General features: G+C 62.5%; 13 protein-coding genes. 12 read left to right on the top strand and 1 reads right to left on the bottom strand.

The window, feature by feature from the left end; translation table 11 throughout:
* The 12 genes from ACGJAX_RS23665 to ACGJAX_RS23610 all read left to right on the top strand — a co-directional run bounded on the left by ACGJAX_RS23665 (position 1) and on the right by ACGJAX_RS23610 (position 13121).
* Complete coding sequence (locus ACGJAX_RS23665) at positions 1-876, top strand: ABC transporter substrate-binding protein (RefSeq protein WP_130208674.1); 876 nt, start codon at positions 1-3, stop codon at positions 874-876.
* 9 nt (positions 877-885) lie between these two features.
* Positions 886-1653 (top strand): quinoprotein dehydrogenase-associated SoxYZ-like carrier, encoded by a 768-nt coding sequence (locus ACGJAX_RS23660; RefSeq protein WP_390956378.1) that lies wholly within the window; start codon positions 886-888, stop codon positions 1651-1653.
* A 16-nt stretch (positions 1654-1669) separates the two neighbouring features.
* A complete protein-coding gene (locus tag ACGJAX_RS23655; protein WP_390956377.1) occupies positions 1670-2608 on the top strand; it encodes a quinoprotein relay system zinc metallohydrolase 1 in 939 nt (312 codons plus the stop codon).
* A 264-nt stretch (positions 2609-2872) separates the two neighbouring features.
* Positions 2873-4648, top strand: coding sequence for a PQQ-dependent methanol/ethanol family dehydrogenase (locus ACGJAX_RS23650; protein WP_090320633.1), 1776 nt, complete (start codon positions 2873-2875; stop codon positions 4646-4648).
* 237 nt (positions 4649-4885) lie between these two features.
* Positions 4886-6406: an aldehyde dehydrogenase family protein gene (locus ACGJAX_RS23645; RefSeq protein WP_247258014.1), complete on the top strand. Its 1521-nt coding sequence runs from the start codon at positions 4886-4888 to the stop codon at positions 6404-6406.
* Between the two features lie 262 nt (positions 6407-6668).
* A complete protein-coding gene (pqqA, locus tag ACGJAX_RS23640) occupies positions 6669-6740 on the top strand; it encodes a pyrroloquinoline quinone precursor peptide PqqA (protein ID WP_003253598.1) in 72 nt (23 codons plus the stop codon).
* A 56-nt stretch (positions 6741-6796) separates the two neighbouring features.
* A complete protein-coding gene (gene pqqB / locus ACGJAX_RS23635; RefSeq protein WP_390956376.1) occupies positions 6797-7711 on the top strand; it encodes a pyrroloquinoline quinone biosynthesis protein PqqB in 915 nt (304 codons plus the stop codon).
* A gap of 130 nt (positions 7712-7841) precedes the next feature.
* Positions 7842-8594 (top strand): pyrroloquinoline-quinone synthase PqqC, encoded by a 753-nt coding sequence (pqqC, locus tag ACGJAX_RS23630; protein WP_090320642.1) that lies wholly within the window; start codon positions 7842-7844, stop codon positions 8592-8594.
* Entirely contained in the window at positions 8591-8863 is a 273-nt protein-coding gene (gene pqqD, locus ACGJAX_RS23625) for a pyrroloquinoline quinone biosynthesis peptide chaperone PqqD (RefSeq protein WP_247258011.1), read from the top strand. Before pqqC ends, pqqD begins: the two co-directional genes overlap by 4 nt.
* On the top strand, positions 8841-9983 hold the full coding sequence (gene pqqE, locus ACGJAX_RS23620) for a pyrroloquinoline quinone biosynthesis protein PqqE (RefSeq protein WP_390956375.1): 1143 nt from the start codon (positions 8841-8843) through the stop codon (positions 9981-9983). The genes pqqD and pqqE overlap by 23 nt, the downstream gene beginning before the upstream one ends.
* Before the next feature lie 251 nt (positions 9984-10234).
* Complete coding sequence (gene ercA / locus ACGJAX_RS23615) at positions 10235-11398, top strand: alcohol dehydrogenase-like regulatory protein ErcA (protein ID WP_390956374.1); 1164 nt, start codon at positions 10235-10237, stop codon at positions 11396-11398.
* Positions 11382-13121: a NahK/ErcS family hybrid sensor histidine kinase/response regulator gene (locus ACGJAX_RS23610; protein ID WP_247258008.1), complete on the top strand. Its 1740-nt coding sequence runs from the start codon at positions 11382-11384 to the stop codon at positions 13119-13121. Before ercA ends, ACGJAX_RS23610 begins: the two co-directional genes overlap by 17 nt.
* On the opposite strand, the gene ACGJAX_RS23605 is transcribed toward ACGJAX_RS23610, so the two are convergent.
* Complete coding sequence (locus ACGJAX_RS23605; RefSeq protein WP_390956373.1) at positions 13106-13975, bottom strand: aldose 1-epimerase; 870 nt, start codon at positions 13973-13975, stop codon at positions 13106-13108. The two genes, ACGJAX_RS23610 and ACGJAX_RS23605, sit on opposite strands and share 16 nt — an antisense overlap.
* Positions 13976-14012 lie beyond the last annotated feature (37 nt).

The raw sequence follows: 14012 nt of genomic DNA, 5'->3' as shown, positions 1-14012 counted from the left end.
ATGCGCCTGCTCGCGGTGTTGATCAGCGCTGTGTGGCTGTGCTGCCAGTCGGTGCAGGCGCAGGTCCGCAACTATGACGAAATGATCGCCGCCGGGGAACTGAAGGTAGCGGTCTACAAGGACTTCGCGCCCTACAGTTTCGAAGACGCCGGTCAGCCTCGCGGCGTCGACGTCGAACTCGCCCAGGCGCTGGCCAAGGCACTGGGCGTGCGCCTGACGCTGATCTGGGCACCGGCCGGAGAAAAGCTCGACGACGACCTGCGTGACTACATCTGGCGTGCCAGCCCGCTGCACAAGCAGCAACTGGCCGACCTGATGATGCGCGTGCCTTACGACCGCGACTACGCGCAGAAACGCAACGAATTCGGCGAGATGGAAAACGGTCATGTGGTGATGTTCGGTCCTTACCAGAACGAGCAATGGCAAGTGGCGTACGACCGTCGGCGACTGGACAAGGTCGGCAGTGTCGCGGTGTTCGAGCAGCACCCGATCGGAGTCGAGGTCGACAGCGTGCCGTCGTTCTACCTGACCTCGGTGTTCAACGGCATGCTCGCCGGCAAGACCCACCATTACCCGGGCGTACCTCAGGCGTTTGCAGCGATGAAGGCCGGTGAGGTCGACGCGGTGATGGCCATGCGCGGCGAGATCGACTGGCAGGTGCACGAGGCCGCCGACCCGCAAGTGGCGCTGGCGGAAAACGCTTATCCGAACATGGGCAAACAGCTTTGGGAAATCGGCATGGCTGTGCACGAAAGCAACCGGCAACTGGCCTATGCCGTGGAAGAGGCACTGGAAGGCCTGATCCGTGAGGGCTCGGTGAAAACCATCTATGGCCATTACGGCCTGCGGTATGACGTACCCGAGATGTATCAATAGGAGCGGGCGATGAACTGGCAAGCGAGTTGTCTGTTGGCCTGCTGGTTGAGCCTGGGCCAGGCCGCACAGGCCGCCGACATCGATCCGGGCAAGGACCCGGTGCCGTCGGTCATGTGGTCGTTCTATCACAAGCAAATGCTCGGCGATGCGCCGTTCGTGTTCGATGAGCGCGTCAAGCTGCTGGCCCCGCCGTTTGCCGAGGACGCCCGACAAGTGCCGGTGGAAATCGACGCCCGGGCGTTCAAGGGTGAGGTGGTGAGAATACTGGCCTGGGCCGAGCTGAACCCGTTGCCGAAAATCGTCGACTTCGAACCCTTGAGTGGTGTGCTGCCGTGGCTGTCGGTGCGTATTCGCGTCGAACAGGCAACGCCGTTGCGCGCGGCGGTACTGACCCGCGATGGCTTGTGGCATGTCGGTTCGGTCCTGATCGATGCGGCGGGCGGCGGCTGTACCGCGCCCAGTGTGGTGCGTACCCAGCCGGGCTGGGAGGAACACATCGGCGAAGTGCTGGGCGGGCGCTATCCACGCGGTGAGTTCAGCCGTTTGCGCCTGCAGGTGGCGCACCCGATGGACAACGGCATGGTCAGCGGCATTCCGGAGTTTTTCATCAATCACGCCGAGCTACGGGACTCGAACAATCACGTATTGGCGCGCCTGGAACTGTTTCCCGCGGTCAGTGAAAACCCCAACCTGGCCTTTGACATTGAAGGGGCAGCGCAGACGCGCCTGGTGTTGCGCGACAACAGCGGCAATCAATTCGATGCGTCGATCCCCTGACCCCAAGGAGTGTGTCATGCGCTGGATGCTGTTGTTGTTCATGGGCCTGAGCCTGGCGGCCATGGCCGATCTTGACTACGTACTCAAACCCCGGCAGATCGCCGAAGACACCTGGCTGCTCGAAGGCAGCACCGATAATTTCGCCACGGCCAACGGCGGCAACATCGTCAATACCGCGTTCATCGTCACCGAGCGCGGCGTGGTGGTGATCGATACCGGGCCATCGAAGCGCTACGGTGAAGCCATGCGCCGGGCGATTGCCGCCACCACGGATAAACCAGTGATCGAAGTGCTGTTGACGCACCATCACCCGGACCATGTGCTGGGTAACCAGGCCTTCACCGATGTGCCGATCGGTGCGCTGGCCGGCACCACCGAGCTGTTGCATCAACAGGGTGATGCGATGGCGCAAAACATGTATCGGCTGGTGGGCGACTGGATGCGGGGCACCGAAGTGGTGTTGCCGACCCGGACCCTGACCGCCGGCATGCAACGTTTTGGGAACCACGATCTGCAGCTGCTGAGCCTGGGTGGGCATACGGGTGCGGATCTGGCTATTCTCGACCAGAAAACCGGCGTGCTGTTCGCCGGGGATCTGGTGTTTTATCAACGGGCGCTGACCACGCCCAACAGTCCGGGGTTATCGGTGTGGCTGGCGGACATCGCCACCTTGCAAGCGTTGCCCTGGACGCTGGTCGTGCCCGGCCACGGGCCGGTGGCCAGCGATGCAAAGCCGTTCGAGCAAATGCGCGACCACCTGAGCTGGCTCGACCAGCTGATGCGCGACGGCGCCGCCCAGGGCAGTGAAATGGCCGAGATGATCCGCAGCCCCATTCCCGAACGCTTCGCCGGCATCAACCTGAGCCGCTATGAGCTGATCCGCAGCGTCAGCCACCTGTACCCGCGCTACGAACGCACGCAAATGAAACGAGTGGACTCCGCTGCGCAGCAATGATCAACACCCCTTTGTAGGAGCGAGCCTGCTCGCGATGAACCTGAGAGCGCCGCGGGGTGTCAGGTTTCCCAACGTTATCGTTCACCACCATCGCGAGCGGGCTCGCTCCTAAAGGGGAGCGCGCCCTATCCACACCCAACCCCCTACCAAGGAACTAGAAAACTCCACACAGCGGGTCATTGTTGCAAGGGCGGCGGCGCCCAAGAATCTGCATCACACCGGGAAGATTTCCCGCGAATAACAAAAACCGCAGAGGTAGCCGTCATGACTCAACCCGCACGTCGCCAGCCCTTCGTCTTGAGCCTGTTGCTCAGTGCCATGCTGTTGTCCGGCCAGGCACTGGCCGGGGTCACCGACCAGGACATTCTCCAGGACCCCAAGAACCCGGAGCAGATCGTCACCAACGGCCTGGGCGTCCAGGGTCAGCGCTACAGCCCGCTGGACATTCTCAATGTCGGCAACGTCAAGGAGTTGCGGCCGGTCTGGGCCTTCTCCTTCGGCGGTGAAAAGCAGCGCGGTCAGCAAGCCCAGCCGATGATCAAGGACGGCGTGATGTACATGACCGGCTCCTACTCGCGGGTGTTCGCCGTGGATGCGCGCACCGGCAAGAAACTCTGGCAATACGATGCGCGCCTGCCGGATGACATCCGTCCCTGCTGCGACGTGATCAACCGTGGGGTGGCGTTGTATGGCGACCTGGTGATCTTCGGCACCCTCGACGCCAAGCTCGTGGCGTTGAACAAGGACACCGGCAAGGTGGTCTGGAGCAAAAAGGTCGCCGACCACAAGGAAGGCTACTCAATCAGTGCCGCGCCGCTGGTGATCAACGGCAAGCTGATTACCGGCGTGGCCGGTGGCGAGTTCGGCGTGGTGGGCAAGATCGAAGCCTATGACCCGAAAAACGGTGACCTGCTGTGGACCCGGCCGACCGTGGAAGGCCACATGGGCTACGTCTACAAGGACGGCAAAGCGGTGGAGAACGGTATCTCCGGCGGCGAGGCTGGCAAGACCTGGCCCGGCGACCTCTGGAAAACCGGTGGCGCGGCGCCCTGGCTGGGCGGCTACTACGACCCTGAAACCAATCTGCTGCTGTTCGGCACCGGCAACCCGGCGCCGTGGAACTCGCATTTGCGCCCTGGCGACAACCTCTACTCGTCCTCGCGCCTGGCGCTCAACCCGGACGACGGCACCATCAAATGGCACTTCCAGAGCACCCCTCACGACGGTTGGGACTTTGACGGCGTGAACGAACTGATCTCGTTCAACTACAACGAGGGTGGCAAGGAAATCAAGGCGGCGGCGACCGCCGACCGTAACGGTTTCTTCTACGTGCTGGATCGCACCAACGGTAAATTCATTCGCGGTTTTCCGTTCGTGGACAAGATCACCTGGGCCACCGGGCTCGATAAGGACGGCCGGCCGATCTACAACGAAGCCAGTCGTCCTGGCGCACCGGGCACCGAAGCCAAGGGCAGTTCAGTGTTCGTAGCTCCGGCATTCCTCGGCGCGAAAAACTGGATGCCGATGGCGTACAACCGCGACACCGGGCTGTTCTATGTGCCGTCCAACGAATGGGGCATGGACATCTGGAACGAGGGCATCGCCTACAAGAAAGGCGCGGCCTTCCTCGGCGCCGGTTTCACCATCAAGCCATTGAATGAAGACTACATCGGCGTGCTGCGGGCGATCGACCCGAAAACCGGCAAGGAAGTCTGGCGCCACAAGAACTACGCGCCGCTGTGGGGCGGGGTACTGACCACCAAGGGCAACCTGGTGTTCACCGGGACGCCGGAAGGATTCCTGCAAGCGTTCAATGCCAAGACCGGCGAGAAAGTCTGGGAGTTCCAGACCGGTTCCGGCGTGCTGGGCTCGCCCGTGACCTGGGAAATGGACGGCGAACAGTACGTCTCGGTTCTTTCGGGTTGGGGCGGCGCCGTACCACTGTGGGGCGGTGAGGTGGCCAAGCGCGTCAAGGACTTCAACCAGGGCGGCATGCTCTGGACCTTCAAACTGCCGAAGGATCTGGTGGCCAAGCACTGACGCCAGGACCACCGCATAACCCCTGTAGGAGCGAGCCTGCTCGCGATGAACCCGAGAACACCGAGGCGTGTCAGGTGCCCAGCGTTATCGTTCACGACCATCGCGAGCAGGCTCGCTCCTACGACCAAATAACGAGAGTCCCCCTGCCAACGGCGCATTCGTCTGGCGCGCGGGGCTCTCTAGTATCGGTTCATCGCCTGTTGGTTCGACAGGCACCGACCCAGACAGAGGCCCACCATGATCTACGCACAACCCGGAACACCAGGCTCAGTCGTATCCTTCAAGCCACGCTACGGCAACTTCATCGGCGGCGAGTTCGTCGCGCCGGTCAATGGCGAGTACTTCACCAATACCTCGCCGGTCAACGGTGAAGTGATCGCCGAGTTCCCGCGCTCCAGCGCCGCCGACATCGACAAGGCCCTCGACGCGGCCCATGCCGCCGCCGATGCCTGGGGCAAGACCTCGGCCCAGGATCGCTCCCTGGTGCTGTTGAAAATCGCCGATCGCATCGAGCAAAACCTGGAAATTCTCGCCGTCACCGAAACCTGGGACAACGGCAAGGCCGTGCGTGAAACCCTCAATGCCGACGTGCCGCTGGCCGCCGACCACTTCCGTTATTTCGCCGGCTGCATCCGCGCCCAGGAAGGCGGCGCCGCCGAGATCAACGAGCTGACCACCGCCTATCACTTCCACGAGCCTCTGGGCGTGGTCGGGCAAATCATTCCGTGGAACTTCCCGCTGCTGATGGCGGCCTGGAAACTCGCCCCGGCCCTGGCTGCCGGCAACTGCATCGTGCTCAAACCGGCTGAACAGACACCGCTGTCAATCATGGTGTTTGCCGAACTGATCGCCGACCTGCTGCCGGCGGGCGTGCTGAACATCGTCCAGGGTTTCGGCCGTGAAGCCGGCGAGGCCCTGGCCACCAGCAAGCGCATCGCCAAGATTGCGTTTACCGGTTCAACCCCGGTCGGCGCGCACATCATGCATTGCGCTGCGGAAAACATCATTCCAAGCACCGTGGAACTGGGCGGCAAGTCGCCGAACATTTTCTTTGAAGACATCATGAACGCCGAGCCCGCGTTCATCGAAAAAGCCGCCGAAGGGCTGGTGCTGGCGTTCTTCAACCAGGGCGAAGTGTGCACCTGTCCGTCGCGGGCGCTGGTGCAGGAGTCGATCTACGAACCGTTCATGGCCGAAGTCATGAAGAAAATCGTCAAGATCAAGCGCGGCAATCCGCTGGACACCGACACCATGGTCGGCGCCCAGGCGTCGGAGCAGCAATACGACAAGATCCTCTCGTACCTGACCATCGCCCAGGAGGAGGGCGCCGAGCTGCTCACCGGTGGCGCGGCCGAGCGTCTTGAGGGTGACTTGTCCAGCGGCTATTACATCCAGCCGACGCTGCTCAAGGGCACCAACAACATGCGCGTGTTCCAGGAAGAAATCTTCGGTCCGGTGGTGGGCGTCACCACCTTCAAGGACGAAGCCGAAGCCCTGGCCATCGCCAACGACACCGAGTTCGGCCTCGGTGCCGGGCTCTGGACCCGCGACATCAACCGCGCTTACCGCATGGGCCGGGCGATCAAGGCCGGACGTGTCTGGACCAACTGCTACCACCTGTACCCGGCGCATGCCGCGTTCGGTGGCTACAAAAAATCCGGTGTCGGCCGCGAGAACCACAAGATGATGCTCGACCATTATCAGCAGACCAAAAACCTGCTGGTGAGCTACGACATCAACCCGCTGGGGTTCTTCTAACCTCGCACTAACGACACCTAACCTGTAGGAGCGAGCCTGCTCGCGATGGACGTCAACGATGACGCGTTCAGTCTGTATGTACGCGGTGTCTTTACGTCCATCGCGAGCGGGCTCGCTCCTACAACGTTTGTGCGTGCATGACGATCATGCACCCCCTACCAACGCACCCTGCCACCTCCTTCGAAAGTAGCATTCGACCCCCCGGCGCCCCGTGCATTAATAGTTCTACCGGAATCGCCCGGCACAACAAGAGGATTGACCCATGTGGACTAAACCCGCGTTTACCGACCTGCGCATTGGCTTCGAAGTGACGATGTATTTCGCCAACCGTTGATGGTTCACCCGGCCAGCCAGGGTGTTGGCCGGGCCTGCCTTTTGGGAGCATTGCCCATGCACATCCGCGTTCTCGGTTCCGCCGCCGGCGGTGGTTTTCCGCAATGGAACTGCAACTGTCGGCAATGCGCCGGCCTGCGCAATGGCAGCCTGCGCGCGCAACGGCGCACCCAGTCGTCGATTGCCCTGAGCGACGACGGCGTGGCGTGGGTGCTGTGCAATGCTTCACCGGACATCCGTGCGCAACTCGAGAGTTTTGCACCGCTGCAACCGGCCCGCCGTCTGCGGGATACCGCCATCGCGGGCGTGGTGCTGATGGACAGCCAGATCGACCACTGCACCGGCCTGCTGAGCCTGCGTGAAGGCTGCCCGCATGACGTCTGGTGCACCGAACGGGTCCATCAGGACCTGAGCACGGGCTTCCCGTTGTTCAACATGCTCGCCCACTGGAACGGCGGGTTGCGCTGGCAACCACTGGGTCTGGATCGCCAGCCCTTCAGCATCAAGGCCTGCGGGCATTTGCAGTTTCGGGCGATTCCTTTGGTAAGCAACGCACCGCCGTATTCGCCCAATCGCGGCAACCCGCAGCCAGGCGACACCATTGGCCTGTTCATTGAAGACCTGCGCAGTGGCGCGTCGTTGTTCTACGCGCCAGGCCTGGGGCAAATCGATGACGAAGTATTGGGCTGGATGCAACGCGCCGATTGCCTGCTGCTCGACGGCACCCTGTGGCGCGACGATGAAATGCGCGTGTGTGAAGTCGGCCAGAGCCTGGGCAGCGAGATGGGGCATCTGCCGCAAAGCGGGCCCGGCGGCATGCTCGAAGTGCTGGAAGGTTTCCCCCGTCAGCGCAAGGTGCTGATCCACATTAACAACACCAATCCGATCCTCGATGAAGACTCGGCCGAACGGGCGCTGCTGGAACGGCGGGGCATCGAAGTGGCGTATGACGGCATGAGTATCGAGCTGTAGCCGACGGCCCCTTCGTCGGAACGCCGCCCGGAGCAAGCTCGCTCTCACATTTGGAATGCGAACTCCTGTGGGAGCGAGCCTGCTCGCGATGAGGGCGGTCCGGGCACCGCAGAACGCCAAGGATAATAAAATGACAGACAGACCGCTGACCCCCACCGAATTCGAAACCGCCCTGCGTGCCAAGGGCGCCTACTACCACATCCACCACCCATTCCACCAAGCCATGTACGCCGGGCGTGCCAGTCGCGAGCAGATCCAGGGTTGGGTCGCCAATCGCTTTTACTACCAGGTGAACATCCCGCTCAAGGACGCGGCAATTCTGGCCAACTGCCCGGACCGCGAGGTGCGTCGGGAATGGCTGCAACGGATTCTCGATCATGACGGCGCACCCGGCAGCGAGGGCGGCATCGAAGCCTGGTTGCGCCTGGGTGAGGCCGTGGGGCTTGAGCGTGAGCGGATTCTGTCCCAGGAGCTGGTGTTGCCCGGGGTGCGATTTGCCGTGGACGCCTACGTCAATTTCGCCCGCCGTGCCTGCTGGCAGGAGGCGGCGAGCAGCTCGCTGACCGAACTGTTCGCACCACAGATCCATCAATCGCGGCTCGACGCCTGGCCCACGCATTACCCGTGGATCGACGTCGCCGGCTACGACTATTTCCGCACCCGCCTGAGTCAGGCCCGACGCGATGTCGAGCACGGGTTGCGCATCACCCTGGCGTATTACACCACCGCCGAGGCGCAGCGGCGCATGCTGGACATCCTGCAGTTCAAGCTCGATGTGCTGTGGAGCATGCTCGATGCCATGAGCATGGCTTACGAGCTGGAACGCCCGCCGTACCACACGGTGACCCGCGACAACGTCTGGCACCGGGGGATTGCCCTGTGAGCCCGATCGGTCGCGACCAGGCACTGACCCTGCGCCGGGGTTTCCGCCTGCAATGGGAGCCCCGCCAAGGCTGTCACGTGCTGCTGTACCCCGAAGGCATGATCAAGCTCAACGCCAGTGCCGGGCTCATCCTTGAACGGGTGGACGGCCAGCGCAGCGTGGCGGCGATCATTGATCACTTGACCGAGAGTTTCCCCGGTGTGCCGGGGATCGATGAGGATGTGTTGGCGTTTCTGGAGGTGGCCCATGCGCAATTCTGGATCGAGTGACGCGCTGCCGGGGCCGCCGCTGTGGCTGCTGGCGGAGCTGACGTATCGCTGTCCCTTGCAATGCCCCTATTGCTCCAATCCACTGGATTTTGCCGGGCAGGGCGAAGAGTTGAGCACCGACGAATGGATTCGGGTGTTCCGCGAGGCGCGCGAGATGGGCGCTGCGCAATTGGGTTTTTCCGGTGGCGAGCCCCTGGTTCGCCAGGACCTGGCCGAGCTGATCAAGGCCGCCCGGGACATGGGGTACTACACCAACCTGATCACCTCGGGCATTGGCCTGACCGAGCAGAAAGTGCGCGACTTCAAGGTCGCCGGGCTCGATCACATCCAGATCAGCTTCCAGGCCGCCGACGAAGCGGTGAACAACCTGCTCGCCGGTTCACGCAAGGCCTTCGCGCAGAAACTGGCCATGGCCCGTGCGGTGAAAGCCCAGGGCTATCCGATGGTGCTGAACTTCGTCACCCATCGGCACAACATCGACCGCATCGAGCAAATCATCGACCTGTGCCTGGAACTGGAAGCAGATTTCGTCGAATTGGCCACGTGCCAGTTCTATGGCTGGGCCGAGCTCAACCGCGTCGGGCTGTTGCCGACGCGCGCGCAATTGCAGCGAGCCGAGCGTATTACCATCGAGTATCGCGAACGTCTTGAGGCCCAGGGGCACCCGTGCAAACTGATCTTCGTCACCCCGGACTATTACGAAGAACGGCCCAAGACCTGCATGAACGGCTGGGCCAACCTGTTTCTCGACATCACCCCGGACGGCACGGCCTTGCCTTGTCACAGCGCCCGGCAATTGCCGGTGCCGTTTCCCAACGTGCGCGAACACAGCATCGAGCACATCTGGAACCACTCGTTCGGCTTCAACCGTTTTCGCGGCGATGACTGGATGAAGGAGCCATGCCGCTCCTGCGATGAAAAGCACAAGGACATGGGCGGCTGTCGTTGTCAGGCCTTCATGCTCACCGGCGACGCCGCCAATGCCGACCCGGTGTGCAGCAAGTCGCCCCACCATGGTGTCATCCTCAAGGCTCGTGAAGAAGCAGAAGCGCCGGGGCTGGGCATGGAACACCTGACGTTGCGCAACGAAAAAGCGTCGAGGCTGATCTACCGCGGCTGATTGAACACACACACACATCCCCTGTAGGAGCGAGCCTGCTCGCGATGGTGCATCAGCAAAAGGCGCGGCGACTGACACTCCATCGCGAGCAGGCTCGCTCCTACAGGGGGCATTGGTTGACGCGACAATCCAGGTACACACCGACCCCCCTTCAGGATCTGTAGTGAACCCAGCCATTGGTCTGATTGCATTCGCAGCCGGATGCTTTAGTGTGATCGCTACCTTCCAAAACAATAAAAACAGGCTTTCCAATGAGCCAGAGTCTCAGCCAGCTGCGTAAATTCGTTTCGCCTGAAATCATCTTCGGTGCCGGTTGCCGGCACAACGTCGGCAACTACGCCAAGACCTTTGGCGCGCGCAAGGTCCTGGTGGTCAGCGATCCCGGGGTGATTGCCGCCGGTTGGGTGGCCGATGTCGAGGCCAGCCTGCAAGCCCTGGGCATCGAATACTGCCTGTACAGCGCCGTATCGCCCAACCCGCGCGTCGAAGAAGTGATGCTCGGTGCCGAGCTGTACCGGGAAAACCATTGCGATGTGATCGTTGCCGTCGGCGGTGGCAGCCCGATGGACTGTGGCAAGGGCATCGGCATTGTCGTCGCCCACGGTCGCAGCATTCTCGAGTTCGAGGGCGTGGACATGATCCGCGTGCCCAGCCCGCCGCTGATCCTGATTCCGACCACCGCCGGCACCTCGGCGGACGTTTCGCAATTCGTGATCATTTCCAATCAACAGGAGCGCATGAAGTTCTCCATCGTCAGCAAGGCCGTGGTGCCGGACGTTTCGCTGATCGACCCGGAAACCACCCTGAGCATGGACCCGTTCCTGTCGGCCTGTACCGGCATCGACGCGCTGGTGCATGCCATCGAAGCCTTCGTGTCCACCGGGCACGGGCCCTTGACCGATCCCCATGCGCTGGAGGCCATGCGCCTGATCAATGGCAACCTGGTGCAAATGATCGCCAATCCGACGGACATCGCGCTGCGCGAGAAAATCATGCTGGGCAGCATGCAGGCCGGGCTGGCGTTTTCCAATGCGATCCTGGGCGCGGTGCATGCCATGTCCCACAGCCTGGGCGGTTTTCTCGATCTGCCTCACGGCTTGTGCAACGCGGTGCTGGTGGAGCACGTGGTCGCCTTCAACTACAGCTCGGCGCCGGACCGTTTCAAGGTGATTGCCGAGACCTTTGGCATCGACTGCCGTGGCCTCAACCACCGGCAGATCTGTGGGCGGCTGGTGGAGCACCTGATCGCGCTGAAACACGCCATCGGTTTCCACGAAACCCTCGGTTTGCATGGGGTCAGCACCGCGGACATTCCGTTCCTGTCGCAACACGCGATGGACGACCCGTGCATCCTGACCAACCCGCGCGAATCCAGTCAGCGTGATGTCGAGGTCGTGTATGGCGAAGCCCTCTGACGAGCAACAACGGGCGCTGGCCGGGCTGCTGGGGTTAGGCAACCATTCGGCGCGCAAGAGCCATTACCCGGAGCTGGCCGCGCGTCTGGACGAGCTGGAGGCCGAGCGCAACCGCTACAAATGGTTGTTCGAAAACGCGGTCCACGGGATTTTCCAGGCCAGCCTGCAAGACGGCATGCGCGCGGCCAACCCGGCACTGGCGCACATGCTCGGTTATGAGGACCCCCAGGAGGTGCTGTTTTCCCTGACCGATCTGGCCAGCCACCTGTTTGCCGGCGGCGTGTCGGAGCTGGAAACCATCGGTGAAATCCTCAGGCAACAACGCAGCCTGCACGGTTACGAAACACGCTTGCGGCGCAAGGACGGCAGCCATCTCGATGTGCTCATGAACCTGCTGCTCAAGCCCGATCAGGAAGGGCTGGTGGAAGGTTTTGTCGCCGACATCACCGAGCGCAAACTGGCCCAGCAGCGCCTGCAACAACTCAATGACGAACTGGAACAACGGGTTACCACGCGCACCGATGAACTGCTGGAAGCCAACCGCAACCTGCAGCAGCAGATCACCCAGCGTCAGCAGATCGCCCAGGCCTTGCGCGATGCCCGTGATGCCGCCGAGGCGGCCAATCGCAGCAAGGACAAATACCTCGCCGCCGCCAGTCACGACTTGCTGCAACCGTTGAACGCCGCGCGCTTGCTGATCTCGACCCTGCGCGAGCGCAAGCTGCCGGCCGTCGAGCAGGTGCTGGTCGAACGCACGCACCAGGCACTGGAAGGCGCCGAAGACCTGCTGACGGATTTGCTCGACATTTCCCGGCTCGATCAGGCGGCGGTCAAGCCCGACGTCGCCGTCTACCGCCTCGACGAATTGCTCGGGCCGCTGGTGTCGGAGTTTCAGTCGGTCGCCGAGGCGGCGGGATTGAATCTGCGCGTGCACATGGGCCAGTACGCCGTCAGTACCGACTTGCGCCTGATGACGCGGATCCTGCGCAACTTCCTCAGCAACGCCTGCCGCTATACCGATGAAGGCAGCATCCTGCTGGGGGCCAGGCGCCGGGGTGAGATGTTGCGCCTGGAGGTCTGGGACACCGGGCGCGGTATCGCCGCGGATCGGCTCGATTCGATTTTCCTCGAGTTCAACCAGTTGGACGTCGGACGCGCCGCCGACCGCAAGGGGGTGGGTCTGGGGCTGGCCATCGTCGAGCGCATCGCCAAGATCCTCGGCTACAAAATCGGCGTGCATTCGCTGCCGGGGCGCGGCTCGATGTTCAGCATCGATGTGCCGATCTGCGCCGAGATGCCGTTGCCCGTCAGCCTGGCCGCGCCACAGCCCGGGACAGGCAATCCGCTGCCGGGACGGCGTTTGCTGGTGCTGGACAATGAAGTGAGCATTCTGCAAAGCATGAGCGCGTTGCTCGGGCAGTGGGGCTGCGATGTGGTCACCGCCACCGACGAAGCCTCGGCCCTCTCGGCCTTGCGCGGGCAGGCACCGGAACTGATCCTGGCGGACTATCACCTCGATCACGCGGTGGTCGGTTGTGATGTGGTCCGGCATCTGCGCGAACATTTTCATCAAACCATCCCCGCGGTGATCATCACGGCCGACCGCACCGATCAGTGTCGGCGTGCGTTGCAACGCCTGGACGCGCCGCTGCTCAACAAACCGGTGAAACCCGGCAAGCTGCGTGCGGTGTTGAGTCAACTGCTGGGTCAGAGCGCTCGATAGTGCAGGGTGAAACCGAGTTCGGTGGATTGTCCCTGTTCGAGTAAACGCAGGCCCGGTCGACCGGGCAAATGGTGGGCGTTGACCGGGTGGCTGACCGGTTCGATACAGAAAAAATCCAGGCCCACGGGGCAGTAGAGCAGGTAGTAATCGCTGCCGCTGGCCTGGCATCGCAATTCATAGCCCAGGTCCGGTTGCTGAATCAGGCAATGGCCGTCCCATTCGCAGAAGCCGTTGTCGACCAGGGTTTCCGGCAACGCCCTGGGGTGCTGGAAATCCCATTCGACCGGCAGTTCGCCAAGCTGCGTCGGCAGTTTTGTCGCGTCGCAAAACCACACCTGGCGAGCTGGCGCCTGCAATTGGGTCTTCACGGTTCGCGGCAAGTACGGGTGTAACCCCAGGCCATGCCAGGCCGCGCGTTCGGCCAGGTGGGTGACGCTCAGTTCGATGCTCAGCTTGCCTTCGCTCAAATGGAAACGCTGGCGCGCGCGATAGGCGAAGGGTGTGCTGCTGTCGAGTTGCAGGACCGCTTCATTGGGCGTGTGAACGATGACTTGCCACGGCTGCTGCCAGGCGCTGCCATGAATCGGCAGGGGATCGGTGAGGCTGTTGGGTGACAGCGACTGCCAGCCATCCGGGCAATCGAAACCGCCCTCGGCGATGCGGTTTGACCATGGCACCAATGGAAAGCAGCCGAGTTTGCCGGGCAGACCGGTGTTCAGAGCGTGGGCGTCGGCATGGCGCAGCAAGGACTGGCCAGTATCGCGCACGGTCCAGTTGACGATGCTCCCGCCCAGTTCAGGGGCGAGGGTGAGGCGGGTGAACTCGTCTTCGAGTTCGAGGGTTGCTAACGTCATGGCCTTCTCTGCAGGTTGATGAGCTGATGTGGCGAAG

Source organism: Pseudomonas moorei (assembly GCF_042846945.1).
In the GTDB taxonomy this organism is placed as follows: Bacteria; Pseudomonadota; Gammaproteobacteria; order Pseudomonadales; family Pseudomonadaceae; genus Aquipseudomonas; species Aquipseudomonas moorei.
The sequence above is the reverse complement of the archived record's forward strand: the minus strand, read 5'-3'. Positions and strand labels throughout refer to the sequence as shown.

Coding starts and splice junctions, on each gene's coding strand:
- ACGJAX_RS23665 (WP_130208674.1), top strand. CDS start 1: ATGCGCCTGCTCGCGGTGTTGATCAGCGCTGTGTGGCTGTGCTGCCAG.
- ACGJAX_RS23660 (WP_390956378.1), top strand. CDS start 886: ATGAACTGGCAAGCGAGTTGTCTGTTGGCCTGCTGGTTGAGCCTGGGC.
- ACGJAX_RS23655 (WP_390956377.1), top strand. CDS start 1,670: ATGCGCTGGATGCTGTTGTTGTTCATGGGCCTGAGCCTGGCGGCCATG.
- ACGJAX_RS23650 (WP_090320633.1), top strand. CDS start 2,873: ATGACTCAACCCGCACGTCGCCAGCCCTTCGTCTTGAGCCTGTTGCTC.
- ACGJAX_RS23645 (WP_247258014.1), top strand. CDS start 4,886: ATGATCTACGCACAACCCGGAACACCAGGCTCAGTCGTATCCTTCAAG.
- pqqB (WP_390956376.1), top strand. CDS start 6,797: ATGCACATCCGCGTTCTCGGTTCCGCCGCCGGCGGTGGTTTTCCGCAA.
- pqqC (WP_090320642.1), top strand. CDS start 7,842: ATGACAGACAGACCGCTGACCCCCACCGAATTCGAAACCGCCCTGCGT.
- pqqE (WP_390956375.1), top strand. CDS start 8,841: ATGCGCAATTCTGGATCGAGTGACGCGCTGCCGGGGCCGCCGCTGTGG.
- ercA (WP_390956374.1), top strand. CDS start 10,235: ATGAGCCAGAGTCTCAGCCAGCTGCGTAAATTCGTTTCGCCTGAAATC.
- ACGJAX_RS23610 (WP_247258008.1), top strand. CDS start 11,382: ATGGCGAAGCCCTCTGACGAGCAACAACGGGCGCTGGCCGGGCTGCTG.
- ACGJAX_RS23605 (WP_390956373.1), bottom strand. CDS start 13,975: ATGACGTTAGCAACCCTCGAACTCGAAGACGAGTTCACCCGCCTCACC.